At 44.0% G+C, this 14,652-nt stretch carries 12 protein-coding genes; 5 read left to right on the forward strand and 7 right to left on the reverse strand.

Translation table 11 applies throughout. The features are described from left to right. The first annotated feature begins 42 nt into the window (after nucleotides 1–42). The 3 genes from ileS to M5E07_RS16030 are packed head-to-tail and all read left to right on the forward strand — an operon-like array spanning nucleotide 43 to nucleotide 3,899. Nucleotides 43–2,889 carry an isoleucine--tRNA ligase gene (ileS, locus tag M5E07_RS16020; protein ID WP_252220767.1) on the forward strand — a complete coding sequence of 949 codons (2,847 nt, stop codon included), beginning with the start codon at nucleotides 43–45 and terminating at the stop codon, nucleotides 2,887–2,889. Next, entirely contained in the window at nucleotides 2,882–3,424 is a 543-nt protein-coding gene (gene lspA / locus M5E07_RS16025) for a signal peptidase II (RefSeq protein WP_116763517.1), read from the forward strand. The genes ileS and lspA overlap by 8 nt, the downstream gene beginning before the upstream one ends. Next, nucleotides 3,417–3,899: an FKBP-type peptidyl-prolyl cis-trans isomerase gene (locus M5E07_RS16030; protein WP_116763519.1), complete on the forward strand. Its 483-nt coding sequence runs from the start codon at nucleotides 3,417–3,419 to the stop codon at nucleotides 3,897–3,899. The genes lspA and M5E07_RS16030 overlap by 8 nt, the downstream gene beginning before the upstream one ends. Before the next feature lie 65 nt (nucleotides 3,900–3,964). Here the strand turns inward: M5E07_RS16030 and M5E07_RS16035 are convergent, their stop codons facing one another. From M5E07_RS16035 to ilvD (M5E07_RS16055), 5 genes are all read right to left on the reverse strand, one after another. Next, nucleotides 3,965–5,113, reverse strand: a complete 1,149-nt coding sequence (locus M5E07_RS16035; protein WP_252220770.1) for an acetyltransferase domain-containing protein — start codon at nucleotides 5,111–5,113, stop codon at nucleotides 3,965–3,967. 119 nt (nucleotides 5,114–5,232) lie between these two features. Beyond that, a complete protein-coding gene (locus M5E07_RS16040) occupies nucleotides 5,233–5,520 on the reverse strand; it encodes a chorismate mutase (protein ID WP_252220772.1) in 288 nt (95 codons plus the stop codon). Beyond that, on the reverse strand, nucleotides 5,501–6,844 hold the full coding sequence (locus M5E07_RS16045) for a hypothetical protein (RefSeq protein WP_116763525.1): 1,344 nt from the start codon (nucleotides 6,842–6,844) through the stop codon (nucleotides 5,501–5,503). The genes M5E07_RS16040 and M5E07_RS16045 overlap by 20 nt, the downstream gene beginning before the upstream one ends. Nucleotides 6,845–6,993: 149 nt before the next feature. Then, nucleotides 6,994–8,679 (reverse strand): dihydroxy-acid dehydratase, encoded by a 1,686-nt coding sequence (gene ilvD, locus M5E07_RS16050; RefSeq protein ID WP_116763527.1) that lies wholly within the window; start codon nucleotides 8,677–8,679, stop codon nucleotides 6,994–6,996. A 365-nt stretch (nucleotides 8,680–9,044) separates the two neighbouring features. After that, complete coding sequence (gene ilvD / locus M5E07_RS16055) at nucleotides 9,045–10,874, reverse strand: dihydroxy-acid dehydratase (protein WP_252220774.1); 1,830 nt, start codon at nucleotides 10,872–10,874, stop codon at nucleotides 9,045–9,047. Nucleotides 10,875–11,296: 422 nt separating this feature from the next. Between ilvD (M5E07_RS16055) and fmt the strand changes: the two genes are divergently transcribed. Both fmt and rsmB read left to right on the forward strand, forming a co-directional pair. Continuing rightward, a complete protein-coding gene (fmt, locus tag M5E07_RS16060) occupies nucleotides 11,297–12,256 on the forward strand; it encodes a methionyl-tRNA formyltransferase (RefSeq protein ID WP_252220776.1) in 960 nt (319 codons plus the stop codon). Then, the gene (gene rsmB, locus M5E07_RS16065; RefSeq protein WP_252220779.1) at nucleotides 12,256–13,563 is read left to right on the forward strand and encodes a 16S rRNA (cytosine(967)-C(5))-methyltransferase RsmB; all 1,308 of its coding nucleotides are present in this window, start codon (nucleotides 12,256–12,258) and stop codon (nucleotides 13,561–13,563) included. The genes fmt and rsmB overlap by 1 nt, the downstream gene beginning before the upstream one ends. 44 nt (nucleotides 13,564–13,607) lie before the next feature. Here rsmB and zupT read toward each other — a convergent pair whose 3' ends face one another. Then, nucleotides 13,608–14,417 carry a zinc transporter ZupT gene (gene zupT, locus M5E07_RS16070; protein WP_252220781.1) on the reverse strand — a complete coding sequence of 270 codons (810 nt, stop codon included), beginning with the start codon at nucleotides 14,415–14,417 and terminating at the stop codon, nucleotides 13,608–13,610. Between the two features lie 86 nt (nucleotides 14,418–14,503). Continuing rightward, nucleotides 14,504–14,647, reverse strand: a complete 144-nt coding sequence (locus M5E07_RS16075; RefSeq protein ID WP_016165722.1) for a methionine/alanine import family NSS transporter small subunit — start codon at nucleotides 14,645–14,647, stop codon at nucleotides 14,504–14,506. Between the last annotated feature and the right edge of the window lie 5 nt (nucleotides 14,648–14,652).

A 14,652-nucleotide genomic window follows, 5' to 3' on the forward strand; every position in this document is an offset into this window, starting at 1 on the left:
ACGCGTCAGCCGAGCCGCTGATTAAATTGGAAGACATCTTGCATGAGCGATAAGCAAACTCCTGAAAATGCAGTGGATTATAAAGCCACACTAAACCTCCCAGGTACTGAATTTGCAATGAAAGCAAATCTTGCAGTACGTGAAGCAAAATGGTTAGAAGAGTGGTATGCCGACAACATTTATCAGCAGATTCGTGCGTCGCGTATTGGCAAGAAAAAATATGTCCTGCATGACGGCCCTCCGTATGCCAATGGTCAAATCCATTTAGGTCACGCGGTCAATAAAGTCTTAAAAGACATCATTATCAAAAGCCGCATCATGGATGGTTTTGATGCCCCCTACGTGCCGGGTTGGGACTGTCACGGTCTGCCAATCGAATTAAAAGTGGAAGAAAAAGTCGGTAAAGTGGGCGTGAAGGTAGATGCTTCAACTTTCCGTAAAGCTTGCCGTGAATATGCCTACACCCAAGTTGAACTGCAAAAGAAAGACTTTGTGCGTATGGGCGTATTTGGCGATTGGGATAATCCTTACCTGACCATGAACTTCAAGCAGGAAGCGGACATCGTTCGTTCGCTGGGCGCAATTGCAAAAGCAGGTCATATTGAACCGGGCTTAAAACCTGTCAACTGGTGTTTGGACTGTGGTTCAGCTTTGGCTGAAGCCGAAGTGGAATACGAAGACAAAAAATCAGATGCGATTGACGTTGGTTTCGGTGTTGTTGATTTGGCGGATCTTTCTGCCCGTTTAGGTGTTGACGTTCAAGATACGACAGACATTGTGATCTGGACCACCACCCCGTGGACTTTACCAGCGAACCAAGCAGTAGCTTTGCACGCTGAACTTGAGTACCAATTGGTCAAAGCACGCGGTGAAGAAAAAGCAGAGCAAAACTTTATCTTGGCGAAAAACTTAGTTGAATCTGCAACTGAACGTTATGGTTTTAACAGTGTTGAAGTTTTGGCTGAATTCACTGGGAATAAACTTGAGCATTTAAGCTTAAAACACCCACTCATCGCAGATCGCCAAGTGCCTGTGATTTTAGGTGAACACGTGACTGCCGATAGCGGTACAGGCGCAGTCCACACTGCACCTGGCCATGGTGTGGACGACTATAAAGTTGGCTTACAGTACAACTTAAAAGTTGACAATCCAGTGGGTGGCAACGGCGTCTACTTACCAACGTCTCCAATTTTTGCTGGCGAACATATTTATAAAGCCAACCCACAAATCATTGCCGCTTTAAGCGAAGCTGGCAAATTGTGGGCGCACAAGCCAATCAAGCACAGCTACCCACACTGCTGGCGCCACAAAACGCCGATTATCTTCCGTGCCACGCCACAGTGGTTTATCAGCATGGATGCTCAAGGTCTACGTCAAAACGCTTTAAATGCGATTGAAAACGAGATCAGTTTTGTGCCAGATTGGGGTAAAAACCGTATTCAAGCGATGATCGAAGGTCGTCCCGACTGGTGTATCTCACGTCAACGTACTTGGGGTGTGCCAATCCCATTCTTCGTGCATAAAGACACCAACGAGCTCCATCCACGCACAGCAGAGTTGATCGAAGAAGTTGCGAAACTGATCGAACAAGAAGGCATTGACGCTTGGTATAACCGCGAAGCGAAAGACTTTATCGGGGATGAAGCAGAACAGTACAACTGTGTGCGTGACACTTTAGATGTGTGGTTCGACTCAGGCACAACGCACTATGCTGTGCTGCGTGAACGCGAAGAACTCACCGATCCTGCTGATTTATACCTTGAAGGTTCAGACCAGCACCGTGGCTGGTTCCAGTCTTCATTGTTGACTTCAATTGCCATCAATAAACGCGCACCGTACAAAGGCTTACTGACCCACGGTTTCGTGGTGGATGAAAAAGGCCGTAAGATGTCAAAATCTTTAGGCAACATCATCACCCCGCAAGACATCATTAAAGATATGGGTGCAGATGGTTTACGTTTCTGGATTGCGTCGGCTGATTACCGTTATGAAATGACCGCAGGTAAAGAAATCTTTAACCGTGCATCAGATGGCTATCGTCGTATCCGTAATACCTTGCGTTTCTTATTGGCAAACTTAAATGGTTTCACCCCATCGACTGATGCCCTGCCTGTAGATCAATTGATTGCACTAGATCAATACATCTTGCAACGTGCAACAGACGTACAGAAAACCATTCAACAAGCTTATGAGGATATGAACTTCCATATCGTCACCAATGCCTTAACTAACTTCTGTATTAACGACTTGGGTGGTTTCTACCTCGACATCATCAAAGACCGTCAGTACACCACCAAAGCAGATTCGCAAGCGCGCCATTCAGCTCAAACTGCGCTGTATCATTTGGTTCAAGCCTTTGTGCGTTGGATGTCACCGATTTTAAGCTTTACCGCACAAGAAGCATGGCCACTGATTCCAGAACAAACTGAGAAATATGTGTTCACTGCGGAATGGTATGACATTCCTATGTCATCGACTGCAAACTTATTGTCAGAAGCGGACTGGCAAACCTTGATTGCGGTGAAGTCTGCCGTGAACAAGCATATTGAAGTTGCACGCAACGAAAAACTGGTGGGTTCGAATCTCTCTGCCAAAGTCGAACTTTGGGCAAATGAAGAGTTGAAAGCGGTGCTAGATCGCCTAAGTGATGAGCTTCGCTTTGTCCTGATTACTTCACAAGTACAGGTCTATGCCTTTGATGCAACTCAGGGTCAGGAAGCCGATCTAGCGGGTTTACGCGTGCAAGTCTCTGCTGCGGAAGGTGAAAAATGTGCACGTTGCTGGCATGTCCTGCCAGATGTGAATACACATCACGAACATCCAGGGCTATGCGCACGTTGTATTATTAACCTCCCTACTGGTCAAGGCGAAGAGAGAAAATATGCCTAATCCACAACAGAAAGCGGGCCTGTTTCAATTCTACCCACACAATTTGCTGTGGGTAGGATTATCTATTGTGGCGATTGTTCTAGATCAATGGACCAAATGGATTGCGTCTACGCACCTGAATTATGCAGATCCGGTACCTGTACTGCCTTTTTTAAATTGGACCTTGTTACATAACTATGGCGCAGCCTTTAGTTTCTTGTCCGATGCTGGCGGTTGGCAACGTTATTTCTTTACCTCACTTGCAGCCTTGGTTTCAGTGATTTTTGTGTTTTGGCTGATGCGCATGCCAAAACACATCACGATTTTACCCATGGCAATTGCCCTGATTTTAGGTGGTGCTGTAGGAAATTTAATTGATCGCGTCACCTTGGGTTATGTGGTCGATTTTATTCATGTCTATTACAACAATAGTCACTTCCCTGCATTTAACCTTGCCGACAGTGCCATTACCTTGGGCACCATTCTGCTGCTTATAGATACGTTTTTCTTAGAAAAACATCGAATTCAACGTGCGGATATGCAACACCATGAATGAAATTATTAATCCAAATGAAGAAACTCGTATTGAACACGGTTCAAAAGTCGATCTTCATTTTTCCGTTGCCATTGAAAATGGCGTAGAAATTGACAATACCCGTAGCCGTGCTGAACCTGTCAGCTTAGTGATGGGCGATGGCAGTTTACTCCCAGGTTTTGAAAAATCCCTATTTGGTCTACGTGCAGGTGACCGTCGTACCGTCAGCCTTCCGCCAGAAGATGCGTTTGGACCATGGAACCCTGAAAATGTGCAGACATTTGATACGGTAAAATTCGAGCAACGCCCTATTGAAGGCCACATGATTGAGTTTGAAGATAAAGCCAAACAAAGTCTGTATGGCGTCGTTAAAACTGTCGGTGATGACATTACCGAAGTGGATTTTAACCATCCATTGGCGGGTAAAAACATTACCTTTGAAGTGGAAATCTTCAAAGTGACTCCTGCGGGTCAACAAGGCGTGAAATTCATGTAAAAGCCTGCTTTTACAACATAAAAAACCCTTCAACTGTGAAGGGTTTTTTTATGCCGTACAGAAAACTAAAGATATTTTAATAACGGAATCTGCTTATTCTGATGCTTAAATTTAGAAAACCACAGCATCAAAGGATAAAGCACGATGCACAGGATAATCGCAATCCACCAAAGGGTAGATACTTGATTTACCCCAAAGTAGTCACCATGATTCTGTCCCCAAAGCGCCACGGCAAGCACATACAGTAATTTTAAAACAAATAAATGCACAATATAAAAGAACATCGGTACTGAGCCATAAATAATTAAGGGACGTACCCATGCCCGCTGTTGCACTTTTTCCAATACCACAAGCAGTAACAGCCCCAAGCCAACATTCCATAAAATAAACAATAAGGACGGCGGATACTTGGTCAGATTAAAAAAGCTCATCAAGGTTTGCAGTGGCGTCGACATTTCTAACCATGCACTATCACCATAAAAATTTAACATTCGGAGTATCAGAAACACGGTGATACTGCCACAGCCAAATACCCATAAATATATACTTCTTCGTTGTGGCGTCATCTGCGCTTGAAAAACAGTTGCCCCAATACTATAACCCAGTAAAATCACTCCAATCCAAGGCAGTACAGGATAAGAAGTACGAAGTTTGAGGAATTCCCCCCATTCAATCCAACCACGCTCATGTAAAATCAACCAGATCGGCTGTAAAATAGGCATTTGTTGCAAGGAAACCTGATCCAACAGGTTATGCCCAAAAATAATCAATATAGCAATCAACCACAGAATTCTCTGTGGCAACCCAATCAGCATCGCCAAAACAATCATGCTGATACCAATGGCCCAAATCACTTGTAGATAAATCACGTGCGGTGGGAACTGTCCTGTCCATGTAAAATTAATCACCAACAACTCGAGTATCACTAAAAATAAACCACGTTTAAGCAAAAACTCGCGCGTCATGCTCAAACTGTTGTGTTTAGCTTGGTATAAATACGCTGATAATCCCGTCAAAACCACAAAAACTGGAGCACACAAATGTGCCAAAATACGGCTAAAGAACAAACTGGCTTCCGTTTCCTCAATACGCATGGGGTCGGGAACTTGATGATGTAAATAAAAGGTTTCACGGACATGGTCGACCATCATAATTAAAATGACCAGACCACGAAGTGCATCAATCGCTTGAAGGCGTTGGGAAAGTGCAGACATGATGAAATAAATAGATATGTTATAATATTACATATACTATGCGTTTTTGAACCCAAAATAAACCCAAGCGCGCTATTTAGCACGCCTAATTTTTAAGATAAATTAAATAAAAATAGGATTTATGGGCGAATTTCTTTGAGCTCACGGCGAATAAAATGCTGAATCATTTCCCGATAAATCTGTTCAATTAAATCAGGGTCGGTGCCCTGTTGTGCCGCCTGTTTACGAACTTTGGTAATCACCTGCTCTACCCGTTCTGGAGATTGCACTTCATGTTCAGTGCGCTTAAAACGTACCGCTTGATCGACATAAAACTGTCGGGTGGTAATGAGCTCAATCAGGTGCTGATCAATCACATCAATTTTATCTCGAACTTGCTCGAGCGACTCACATTTCTCTTTCTGCATTGGTTTTATCTTCTGGTGTTAAGCTGGAGTGATCTGCTTCGTTTTCAATTTTATATTTTTCTTCTAACACATTACTGAAAATACTTTCAATCATCCAGACTCGATATAAGCTATTAAAGGTATAACGTTGCCCATCAAGACGTAATTCGAGCACTGGAAAATCAGGTTGTGACTTCATTTCACACAATACATCATTTTCTTTCAGTTTGGCTTGAATATCCTCTTGTTTCACATCCTGCAACTCTAGCTCCAACTCACGTTGCAATTCTTGATAATGTGCCTTAAACGATAAATCTTTGCCTTGGGTCCATACCGCTTGCAAAATACGGTGCATGGCTGCAATCCGCTGTTCTTCAGGCACACGATAATACAACTGTGCCATCGCATAAGTGGCTTCTTTAGTCGGACGACAAAATGGGGTAAATGCCACTTCTGTCCGTTTAGATAAACGGGTTGCCAAGCTCCAGTCAAACCAGTCTCGCCCATGATAACTCAATGGGTACACAGTTAACTGAATATTATAATAATCTGCCAATTCCTCTTTAATATAGGCCAATAACAGCCATGAAACTGGGTCTTCTAACGCAATATATAAATCTAACTCTGGATCAAGTGCTTGAATTTCATTTAGTTCTTCTGCATCACTAATTAAATGCTCTCGCCATTCAATATGATTGATGAGGAAGATCGGATTACCTGTCAATAATTTTTGTTGTTTTAAACGGCGGGTTAAACGCAGCAGATCATCCACTGCATGGTATTTACGGTCTGAAAATTCAAAATAACTGGCAAGGATGGCATCATCATTAAATACCCGTTCTGGAAAGTGCTGTTCCTGATGATGTTTACTCGCCATGGCATATAAAGTACGCAACTTGCCATACTGCTTCTGCCACAGCATATGAAACACATCTTCGAGTAAATACAGAAAGTCCTGACCTTGTAATGGGGTATTTCTTAAAATGGTCTCCGCTTGTGCCAAGGCTTCTTGTGGTGGCTGTTCAGGGGTTTCATGGAAACTGAAGCGGTGCTGTTTCGATAAAATCTGCGCATCGTTCAGGCAATAGTGTTGCCATTCTTGCGCTGACATCTGATTCGGCGGCTCAGGAGCTTGACTGGAAATAATGACTTTGAGAGGTTTAAGTTCATCACTCAAAATTTCTTCTAATTGTGGCAACTGCTGCACAGCCAAATAACTATAAACATCGTCTAAACGTAAATGAATATTGAGCCCATGCTCCGTGGACAATACCTCTTGACGAGTTGGCTTTTGATAAAACCATCTCGATCGGATCGGATCGAACCAACGGCGTAACAGTGACATGAATTGCCTCTAATCTAGAAAGAGCGGGTAATGTTGTTTTGAACCCGCAGAAAATGACCAATACGATGAACAGAATGTCTTAAAATACAATAAGTCTTGAGCAAAACGTAACATAATTCAAGACAAAATGTTCAATCCTTCCCGATAGGCTACAGTTCTAAATTTAAATCAGTCACTGCACCTTTTTCGGCTCCGGTGGTCAGTTTAGCAAACTTCGCCAACGCACCGTGGGTATAATTTGGTTTTGGCTTGACCCAACGGTTTTGCCGTGCGGCAATTTCCTGTTCAGAAACATGCCACGTCATTTCCCGTGTTTCGGCATTAATCGAGATGCGATCTCCGTTTTGAACGAGACCAATTGGCCCCCCTTCATAGGCTTCTGGGGTCACATGTCCAATCACAAAGCCATGACTACCGCCAGAGAAACGGCCATCGGTGATCAGCGCCACAGATTTTCCCAAACCTTTACCAATAATCGCTGAGGTCGGTTTCAGCATTTCTGGCATGCCCGGCCCCCCTTTAGGCCCTTCGCCACGAATCACCACCACCTCACCCGCTTGAACTTCGCCATCTAAAATCCCACGCATTGCGCCAATTTCACCTTCAAAGACACGCGCAGGCCCTTCAAAGTACAGGCCTTCTTTACCCGTGATTTTAGCCACGGCACCTGTTGGAGACAAATTACCTTTGAGTACCACCAAGTGAGAGTCTTTTTTAATTGGCGCGTCGAACGGTAAAATAATCTGCTGACCTTCTGGATAGTCTTCAACCTCAGCCAAATTTTCCGCCAAGGTCTTTCCAGTCACGGTTAGACATGAACCATCAAGCATGCCAGCATCTAACATCCGCTTCATCAGCGGTTGAATGCCTCCAATCGCAATCAGCTCAGACATCAGATATTTGCCAGATGGACGTACATCGGCCACTACAGGAATATCTTGCCCGATACGGACAAAATCATCCAAACTCAGTTCAACTCCAGCGGTATGTGCCATCGCCAGTAAGTGCAGCACCCCATTGGTCGAACCGCCCAAGGCAATCAACACTTTAATCGAGTTTTCAAATGCAGCTTTGGTCATAATATCGCGCGGTTTCAGGTCTAAGCGTAGCAAATTCATCACCGCTTCACCTGCTTTTTGACAGTCGATCCGTTTTTCATCCGAAACCGCTTCTTGGGCAGATGAACCCGGTAAACTCATGCCCAAAGCTTCAATCGCAGAGGCCATCGAATTTGCAGTGTACATACCACCACAGGAACCCGGCCCCGGCAGCGCCACTTCTTCAATCTGTTTGACTTGAATGGCACTGATTTCACCTTTGGCGTGCTGACCCACAGCTTCAAAGACAGAAATCATGTCAGTATGCCCTGCGCCCGGCTTAATTGTACCGCCATAAACAAACAACCCCGGACGGTTTAAACGGGCTAAGCCCATGATGCAACCCGGCATGTTTTTGTCACAACCACCAATCGCAATCACCCCGTCATAAGCCTGACAGCCCACCACGGCTTCAATCGAGTCGGCAATAATTTCACGGCTCAACAATGAATACTTCATACCTTCAGTGCCATTAGAAATGCCATCTGAAATGGTGATGGTATTAAAAATAATGCCTTTACCGCCTGCCTGATTGACCCCTTTTTCAGCCTCACGTGCCAAACCATCGATGTGCATATTACAGGGCGTGACATTGGCCCATGTCGAAGCAATACCCACAAAAGGACGAGTAAAGTCTGAATCTTTAAAACCTGTGGCACGCATCATGGAACGTGCAGGTGCATTTTCGATGCCTTCATAAACAGGGGCTGAATGTTCGCGGATATTGTCTTTACTCATTGTATTTTTCCTTGGCGATGGCTGCGTATTTCTCTACAGTCTTGGCAATTTTTCTGTTTTTATTGTATAGAAAGCAAACTACACATGAAAGCGACTCGCTGGGTATTACATGAGCCCATTTATTGTTTTTCTACCCAAATCAGGTCACATGACCAAGCGACATGGATGTCGCTGTTGCCCTATGCAGCAAGGATGCTGCATTAGGACAACAAAGCGTTTTGTTACTTTTACGCTGTCAAAAGTAAGGAATTATCTACTCATTACCATTTTAAAATCTTAAAGCAAAATGTGATCGTGACAGTTTCTAGCAACATTAAAAAAGCACTCCATTTGGAGTGCTCTTTCTCATCAGTAAAACCTACCGATTAAATGTCACGTACTGCGCCTTTTGAGGCACTGGTAGTATGCATCGCATAGGCTTTTAAAGCTTTAGAGACTTTACGCGGACGCTGTTCAGCAGGCTGCCAGCCTTTGGCTTCTTGCACTTCACGGCGCGCTGCCATGGTTGCTTCATCCACGGCTAAGTGAATGCTACGGTTTGGAATATCGATTTCGATACGGTCGCCATCTTCCACCAAACCAATCGCACCGCCTTCAGCCGCTTCAGGCGAAACGTGACCAATGGAAAGACCCGATGAACCACCCGAGAAACGACCATCGGTGAGTAAAGCACAATCTTTACCGAGACCTTTCGATTTTAAATAACTGGTTGGATACAACATTTCTTGCATACCCGGACCACCACGTGGACCTTCGTAACGAATCACCACCACATCACCTGCGGTAATTTTGCCACCTAAAATCGCTTCTACCGCAGCATCTTGGCTTTCAAAAACACGTGCTGTACCGTTGAATTTCAAGATGGAATCATCCACACCTGCTGTTTTCACAATACAGCCTTCTAATGCGATGTTGCCATATAGTACAGCCAGACCACCATCTTGAGAGAAAGCATGTTCAGCATTACGAATAACACCGTTGTTACGGTCACCATCTAAACGAGAGTAGTAACGGTCTTGTGAGAATGCCGTTTGCGTCGGTACACCGCCCGGTGCTGAGCGGAAGAATTGATACACTTCTTCATCTTCAGTACGGATGATGTCCCATTTATCCAAAGCATCTTTTAAGGTTTTTTCATGCACAGTCGGTACAGACGTATCCAACAAGCCTGCACGGTCTAATTCACCCAAAATCGACATAATGCCACCTGCACGGTGTACATCTTCCATATGCACGTCTTGTTTTGCAGGTGCAACTTTACACAAAACAGGCACTTGACGTGATAAACGGTCAATGTCGGTCATGGTAAAGTCAACTTCTGCTTCATGCGCCGCTGCCAACAAATGCAATACCGTATTGGTTGAACCGCCCATTGAAATATCAAGCGTCATGGCATTTTCAAAGGCTGCTTTGGTGGCGATTGAGCGTGGCAACAAGCTGTAATCGTTTTGTTCGTAATGGCGTTTGGTAATTTCAACGATCAATTGACCAGCACGCTCGAATAGTTTTTTACGATTCGCATGTGTCGCCAAAGTTGAACCATTGCCCGGAAGGGACAGACCCAAAGCTTCGGTTAAACAGTTCATTGAGTTTGCAGTGAACATGCCCGAACATGAACCACACGTCGGACAAGCTGAACGCTCGTATTCAGCCACTTCTTCATCAGTGAAGCTGTCATCTGCTGCCACAATCATGGCATCGACAAGGTCAATCGCGTGTTCATTGCCACGGATTTTCACTTTACCCGCTTCCATCGGCCCGCCAGAAACAAAAACCACAGGAATGTTCAGACGCATAGACGCCATCAACATGCCTGGGGTAATTTTGTCACAGTTTGAAATACAGACCATCGCATCAGCACAGTGCGCATTGACCATGTATTCCACTGAGTCTGCGATTAAGTCACGTGAAGGCAATGAGTACAGCATGCCATCATGCCCCATCGCAATTCCATCATCGACTGCAATGGTATTAAATTCTTTTGCTACACCGCCTGACGCTTCAATTTGACGTGCCACAAGTTGACCTAAGTCTTTAAGATGCACATGACCAGGAACAAATTGAGTAAAAGAGTTGACCACCGCAATAATCGGCTTGCCAAAATCTTCATCTTTCATACCTGTTGCACGCCATAAACCACGTGCGCCAGCCATATTTCTTCCATGTGTTGATGTTTTTGAACGATAGTCAGGCATTGTGTATTTCCAACAAAATTTGTGCTTGATATGAATCTGCGATTCATTCTGGCTAAAGAAGACTGATCATTGAGCATGAATCAATCGAAACATAGGCAACATCATAATACTACAGCTATGTGTTTAACAGACAACCCGCTTTTCTCTTTCCTGCATCACGATATACAGGCTATATTTCGACAAATGATCTCAAAGAAAACTGTACGAACCTACTATAAACCGAGCACAGGAAATTAAATATAAAACTTTCATGAATATTTTTTTAATTTTGCATAACTAAAAGTTTTCAAATACCGATACCCTTGCTATTTTTTTGCGTCGCATATTCAACCAATATCGTGATTGTTACAGCGCATATTGTAGATTCGGCTTAGCGTTGCTTTTGACATATAATAGACACAAGTTTCTATGGAATTTGATGTGTGAAAATCATCTTTGCCGGTACACCTGAATTTGCTGCATGTGCTTTGGCAGCGTTACTGAAAACAGAACATGAAATTGTGGCGGTATACACCCAACCCGACCGCAAAGCAGGTCGTGGTCAAAAACTGACGGCTTCAGCGGTCAAACAGTTGGCATTGGAACATGATTTACCGGTGTATCAACCTTTACACTTCAAATCTTCCACTGAGGAAGGCTTAGCAGCACAACAACAATTAAAAGATTTAAATGCCGATGTGATGGTGGTGGCCGCTTATGGTCTGATCTTGCCGCAAGTGGTTTTAGATACGCCGAAATATGGCTGTCTGAATATTCATGGTTCCTTGTTACCACGCTGGCGTGGTGCTGCACCGATTCAACGTGCCATTGCTACAGGAGATGCTGAAACAGGTGTCACCATTATGAAAATGGCGGCAGGCTTAGATACAGGCGATATGATGTATAAAACCCTGTGTCCCATTGAAGCCACCGATACCTCTGCCTCATTGCATGACAAACTGGCGCTACAAGGAGCGGAAGCAATTGTTGCCGTGTTGCACTCTGAACAAACCTTACAGCACTATTTAGCCGAACGTGAGGTACAAGATGAAGCTTTCACGGTCTATGCACATAAACTCAGCAAAGCTGAAGCGCAAATTGATTGGTCTTTAGATGCCGTACAGATTGACCGTAATATCCGTGCTTTTAACCCTTGGCCAGTCGCATTTATCGCACTGGATGAGCAAAATAACTTAAGAGTCTGGAATTCCGTCTTATCGCATGAAACTGCAGAAAATGCCCAAGTCGGTGAAATTATTACGATTGATAAACACGGTGTACATGTTGCCTGTGCCAATCATACCGTCATCACACTAACTGCTTTACAATGGCCGGGTGGTAAACCGCTTAATGCCGTACAAATTTTACAAACCCAAAAACTGAATATTGGACAAATTTTATAATGAGACAATCTCCCAACGCCTCTGGTAAGACTTTAAACTTACGTGCTCAGGTTGTTAAAACGTTATTGGCTGTCCAAAATGGTCAATCACTGGCATCGGTGCTTCAGCAACACATGGCCATTGTGTCTGACAAAGATCGTGCCTTGTACCATGAATTAGTTCTTGGCTGTTTACGCCAATGGCACGCACTGAAACAAGTGACTTTACCGTTGTTGTCTAAACCACTGGAAAACCAAGTCGTTGAAACCTGTTTATACGTGGGTTTATACCAATTGTTGTGTACCCGCGTTGCAGCGCATGCGGCTATTTCTGAAACGGTAGATGCAGCAAAACAATTGGGTATGGAAAGCTTAAGTGGTGTGGTGAATGCCATTTTGCGCCGTGCAACACGCGAAACAGAACAGTTCTACGATGTTCTAGAACAAGCCTCGAATTTGCCGAGCTGGTTATCCAAACGTTTGAAAAAAGACTGGGGCGAGCAATTGGCTGAAATCAGCTACGAGCTGAAACAAGTTGCACCCTTAACCTTGCGGGTTAACACCTTACAAGTCAGCCGTGACGAATATCTTGAAATTTTAGAAGATGAAGGCATTGAAGCACATGCCTGTGAACTTTCGAATGTCGGTATTGTACTTGATGAGAGTATTCATGTGCCTAGCCTGCCTGGTTTTGAAGCAGGTGGTTTTTCAGTACAAGATGAACATGCACAACTCTGTGCAACATTGTTACCTGACTTGAATGGCAAATTCGTGATTGATGCCTGTGCAGCACCTGGGGGCAAAACAGCGCATATTTTAGAGAAATATCAGCCTAGAAAACTGATCGCACTCGACCAAGATGAAAAACGCTTAAAACGTGTCGCTGAAAACTTAGAACGTTTGGCTTTAAGCGAAGAGCCAGTGGAAATTATCACTGCCGATGCAGTGAAATGGACATCGCCTGAACTTGCGGATTGTATCGTCCTCGATGCACCTTGTTCAGCCATTGGGGTAATGCGTCGCCATCCCGATATTCGTTTACTGCGTCAGTCGGGCGATATTGCCAAAACGGTACAACTCCAAAAGCAAATTCTTGAAAATATGTGGCAACAACTCAAAGTCGGCGGCACATTGCTGTACATCACCTGCTCGATTTTGAAAGCCGAAAATGAACAGCAAATGGTCGACTTCTTTGCTGGGCATACAGATGCGAAAGAAATTAAAATTGATGCCGATTGGGGGATTGAACAGATTCATGGTCGCCAATTGTTCCCACAAATAGGCCGTGGCGATGGTTTTTATTATTGCTTAATCGAAAAAACGGCCTAAACCTTTTTAAGGAAAACAGAAACTTTGGTTTCTGTTTTTCAACCTTAACTCACATACTTAAATATCACCAGACTCAGCGCCAAACAGGCCATACCTGTGACTAAGCCATAGACGGTTTCATGCCCTTGTGCATATTTTTTAGCGGTCGGCAGTAGTTCATCGAGTGCCAAATACACCATCACCCCACCAATAATGCCAAATACGGTGCCATACACACTAAAACTTAAATACGGTGCCAAAAGAAAATAACCAATCATTGCACCTAAAGGTTCAGCAAGCCCTGAGAGTAAACTAGCAAGTAAAGCTGCACTTTTTTTCCGTGTTGCCATATAGACAGGCAAAGCAATCGCAATACCTTCAGGAATATTATGAATAGCAATGGCTACCGCAAGCGGTGCTCCAAGTGCCGGACTTTCCAAAGTTGCAAAAAAAGTGGCCAAGCCTTCGGGCAAGTTATGTGCCGTAATCGCAAATAAAGTCAGCAATCCTGTACGTAATAATTGTTGTTGATTAATCCCCTGCACACTTTGGTTTTCAATGGTTTCGTGAGGGTTGGGGATACAACGGTCGAGAATTAAAACTAAAATCACACCCAGTAATAATGATAAAGTGCCGAAGGCATAGCCCATTTTATCATCAAAAGCCTGACTAAAAGAATGAATGGATTTGTTTAAAATTTCGGTCAAAGAAACATAAATCATCGCCCCAGCGGAAAATGCCAATCCAAACGAGAGAAAGCGATAACTCGGCTGTTTAAAGAATACGACCAAAGCACCGCCCAGAACTGTCGCCAGTCCTGCAAGCAAGGTCACGCCAAATGCAACCCACACCTGATGCGGTAATAAGGTGTCCATAAGTGATGCTCTAAATAAGAAAGCCACTATCTTAAATGATAATGGCTTTCATTTGCATATACTCAGTATTTACTGAAACAAATTATTTACAACGTGTGCTGATCTTTCACTTCGTCCAGCACTTCATCCAATTCTTCAGGGTTTTTCATCAAATGGAGAATCGACAATGCCAACCCACCCCAGAGAAATACCATTGAGATAATCATCATTATGATAGCTTTAGTATTCATTCTGC

Origin of the sequence: Acinetobacter tibetensis, from assembly GCF_023824315.1 — a bacterium.
In the GTDB taxonomy this organism is placed as follows: domain Bacteria; phylum Pseudomonadota; class Gammaproteobacteria; order Pseudomonadales; family Moraxellaceae; genus Acinetobacter; species Acinetobacter tibetensis.

What these genes read in the sequence shown, in the direction of transcription:
- ileS (WP_252220767.1), top strand. Translation starts at nt 43, where the DNA reads ATGAGCGATAAGCAAACTCCTGAAAATGCAGTGGATTATAAAGCCACA.
- lspA (WP_116763517.1), top strand. Translation starts at nt 2,882, where the DNA reads ATGCCTAATCCACAACAGAAAGCGGGCCTGTTTCAATTCTACCCACAC.
- M5E07_RS16030 (WP_116763519.1), top strand. Translation starts at nt 3,417, where the DNA reads ATGAATGAAATTATTAATCCAAATGAAGAAACTCGTATTGAACACGGT.
- M5E07_RS16035 (WP_252220770.1), bottom strand. Translation starts at nt 5,113, where the DNA reads ATGTCTGCACTTTCCCAACGCCTTCAAGCGATTGATGCACTTCGTGGT.
- M5E07_RS16040 (WP_252220772.1), bottom strand. Translation starts at nt 5,520, where the DNA reads ATGCAGAAAGAGAAATGTGAGTCGCTCGAGCAAGTTCGAGATAAAATT.
- M5E07_RS16045 (WP_116763525.1), bottom strand. Translation starts at nt 6,844, where the DNA reads ATGTCACTGTTACGCCGTTGGTTCGATCCGATCCGATCGAGATGGTTT.
- ilvD (WP_116763527.1), bottom strand. Translation starts at nt 8,679, where the DNA reads ATGAGTAAAGACAATATCCGCGAACATTCAGCCCCTGTTTATGAAGGC.
- ilvD (WP_252220774.1), bottom strand. Translation starts at nt 10,874, where the DNA reads ATGCCTGACTATCGTTCAAAAACATCAACACATGGAAGAAATATGGCT.
- rsmB (WP_252220779.1), top strand. Translation starts at nt 12,256, where the DNA reads ATGAGACAATCTCCCAACGCCTCTGGTAAGACTTTAAACTTACGTGCT.
- zupT (WP_252220781.1), bottom strand. Translation starts at nt 14,417, where the DNA reads ATGGACACCTTATTACCGCATCAGGTGTGGGTTGCATTTGGCGTGACC.
- M5E07_RS16075 (WP_016165722.1), bottom strand. Translation starts at nt 14,647, where the DNA reads ATGAATACTAAAGCTATCATAATGATGATTATCTCAATGGTATTTCTC.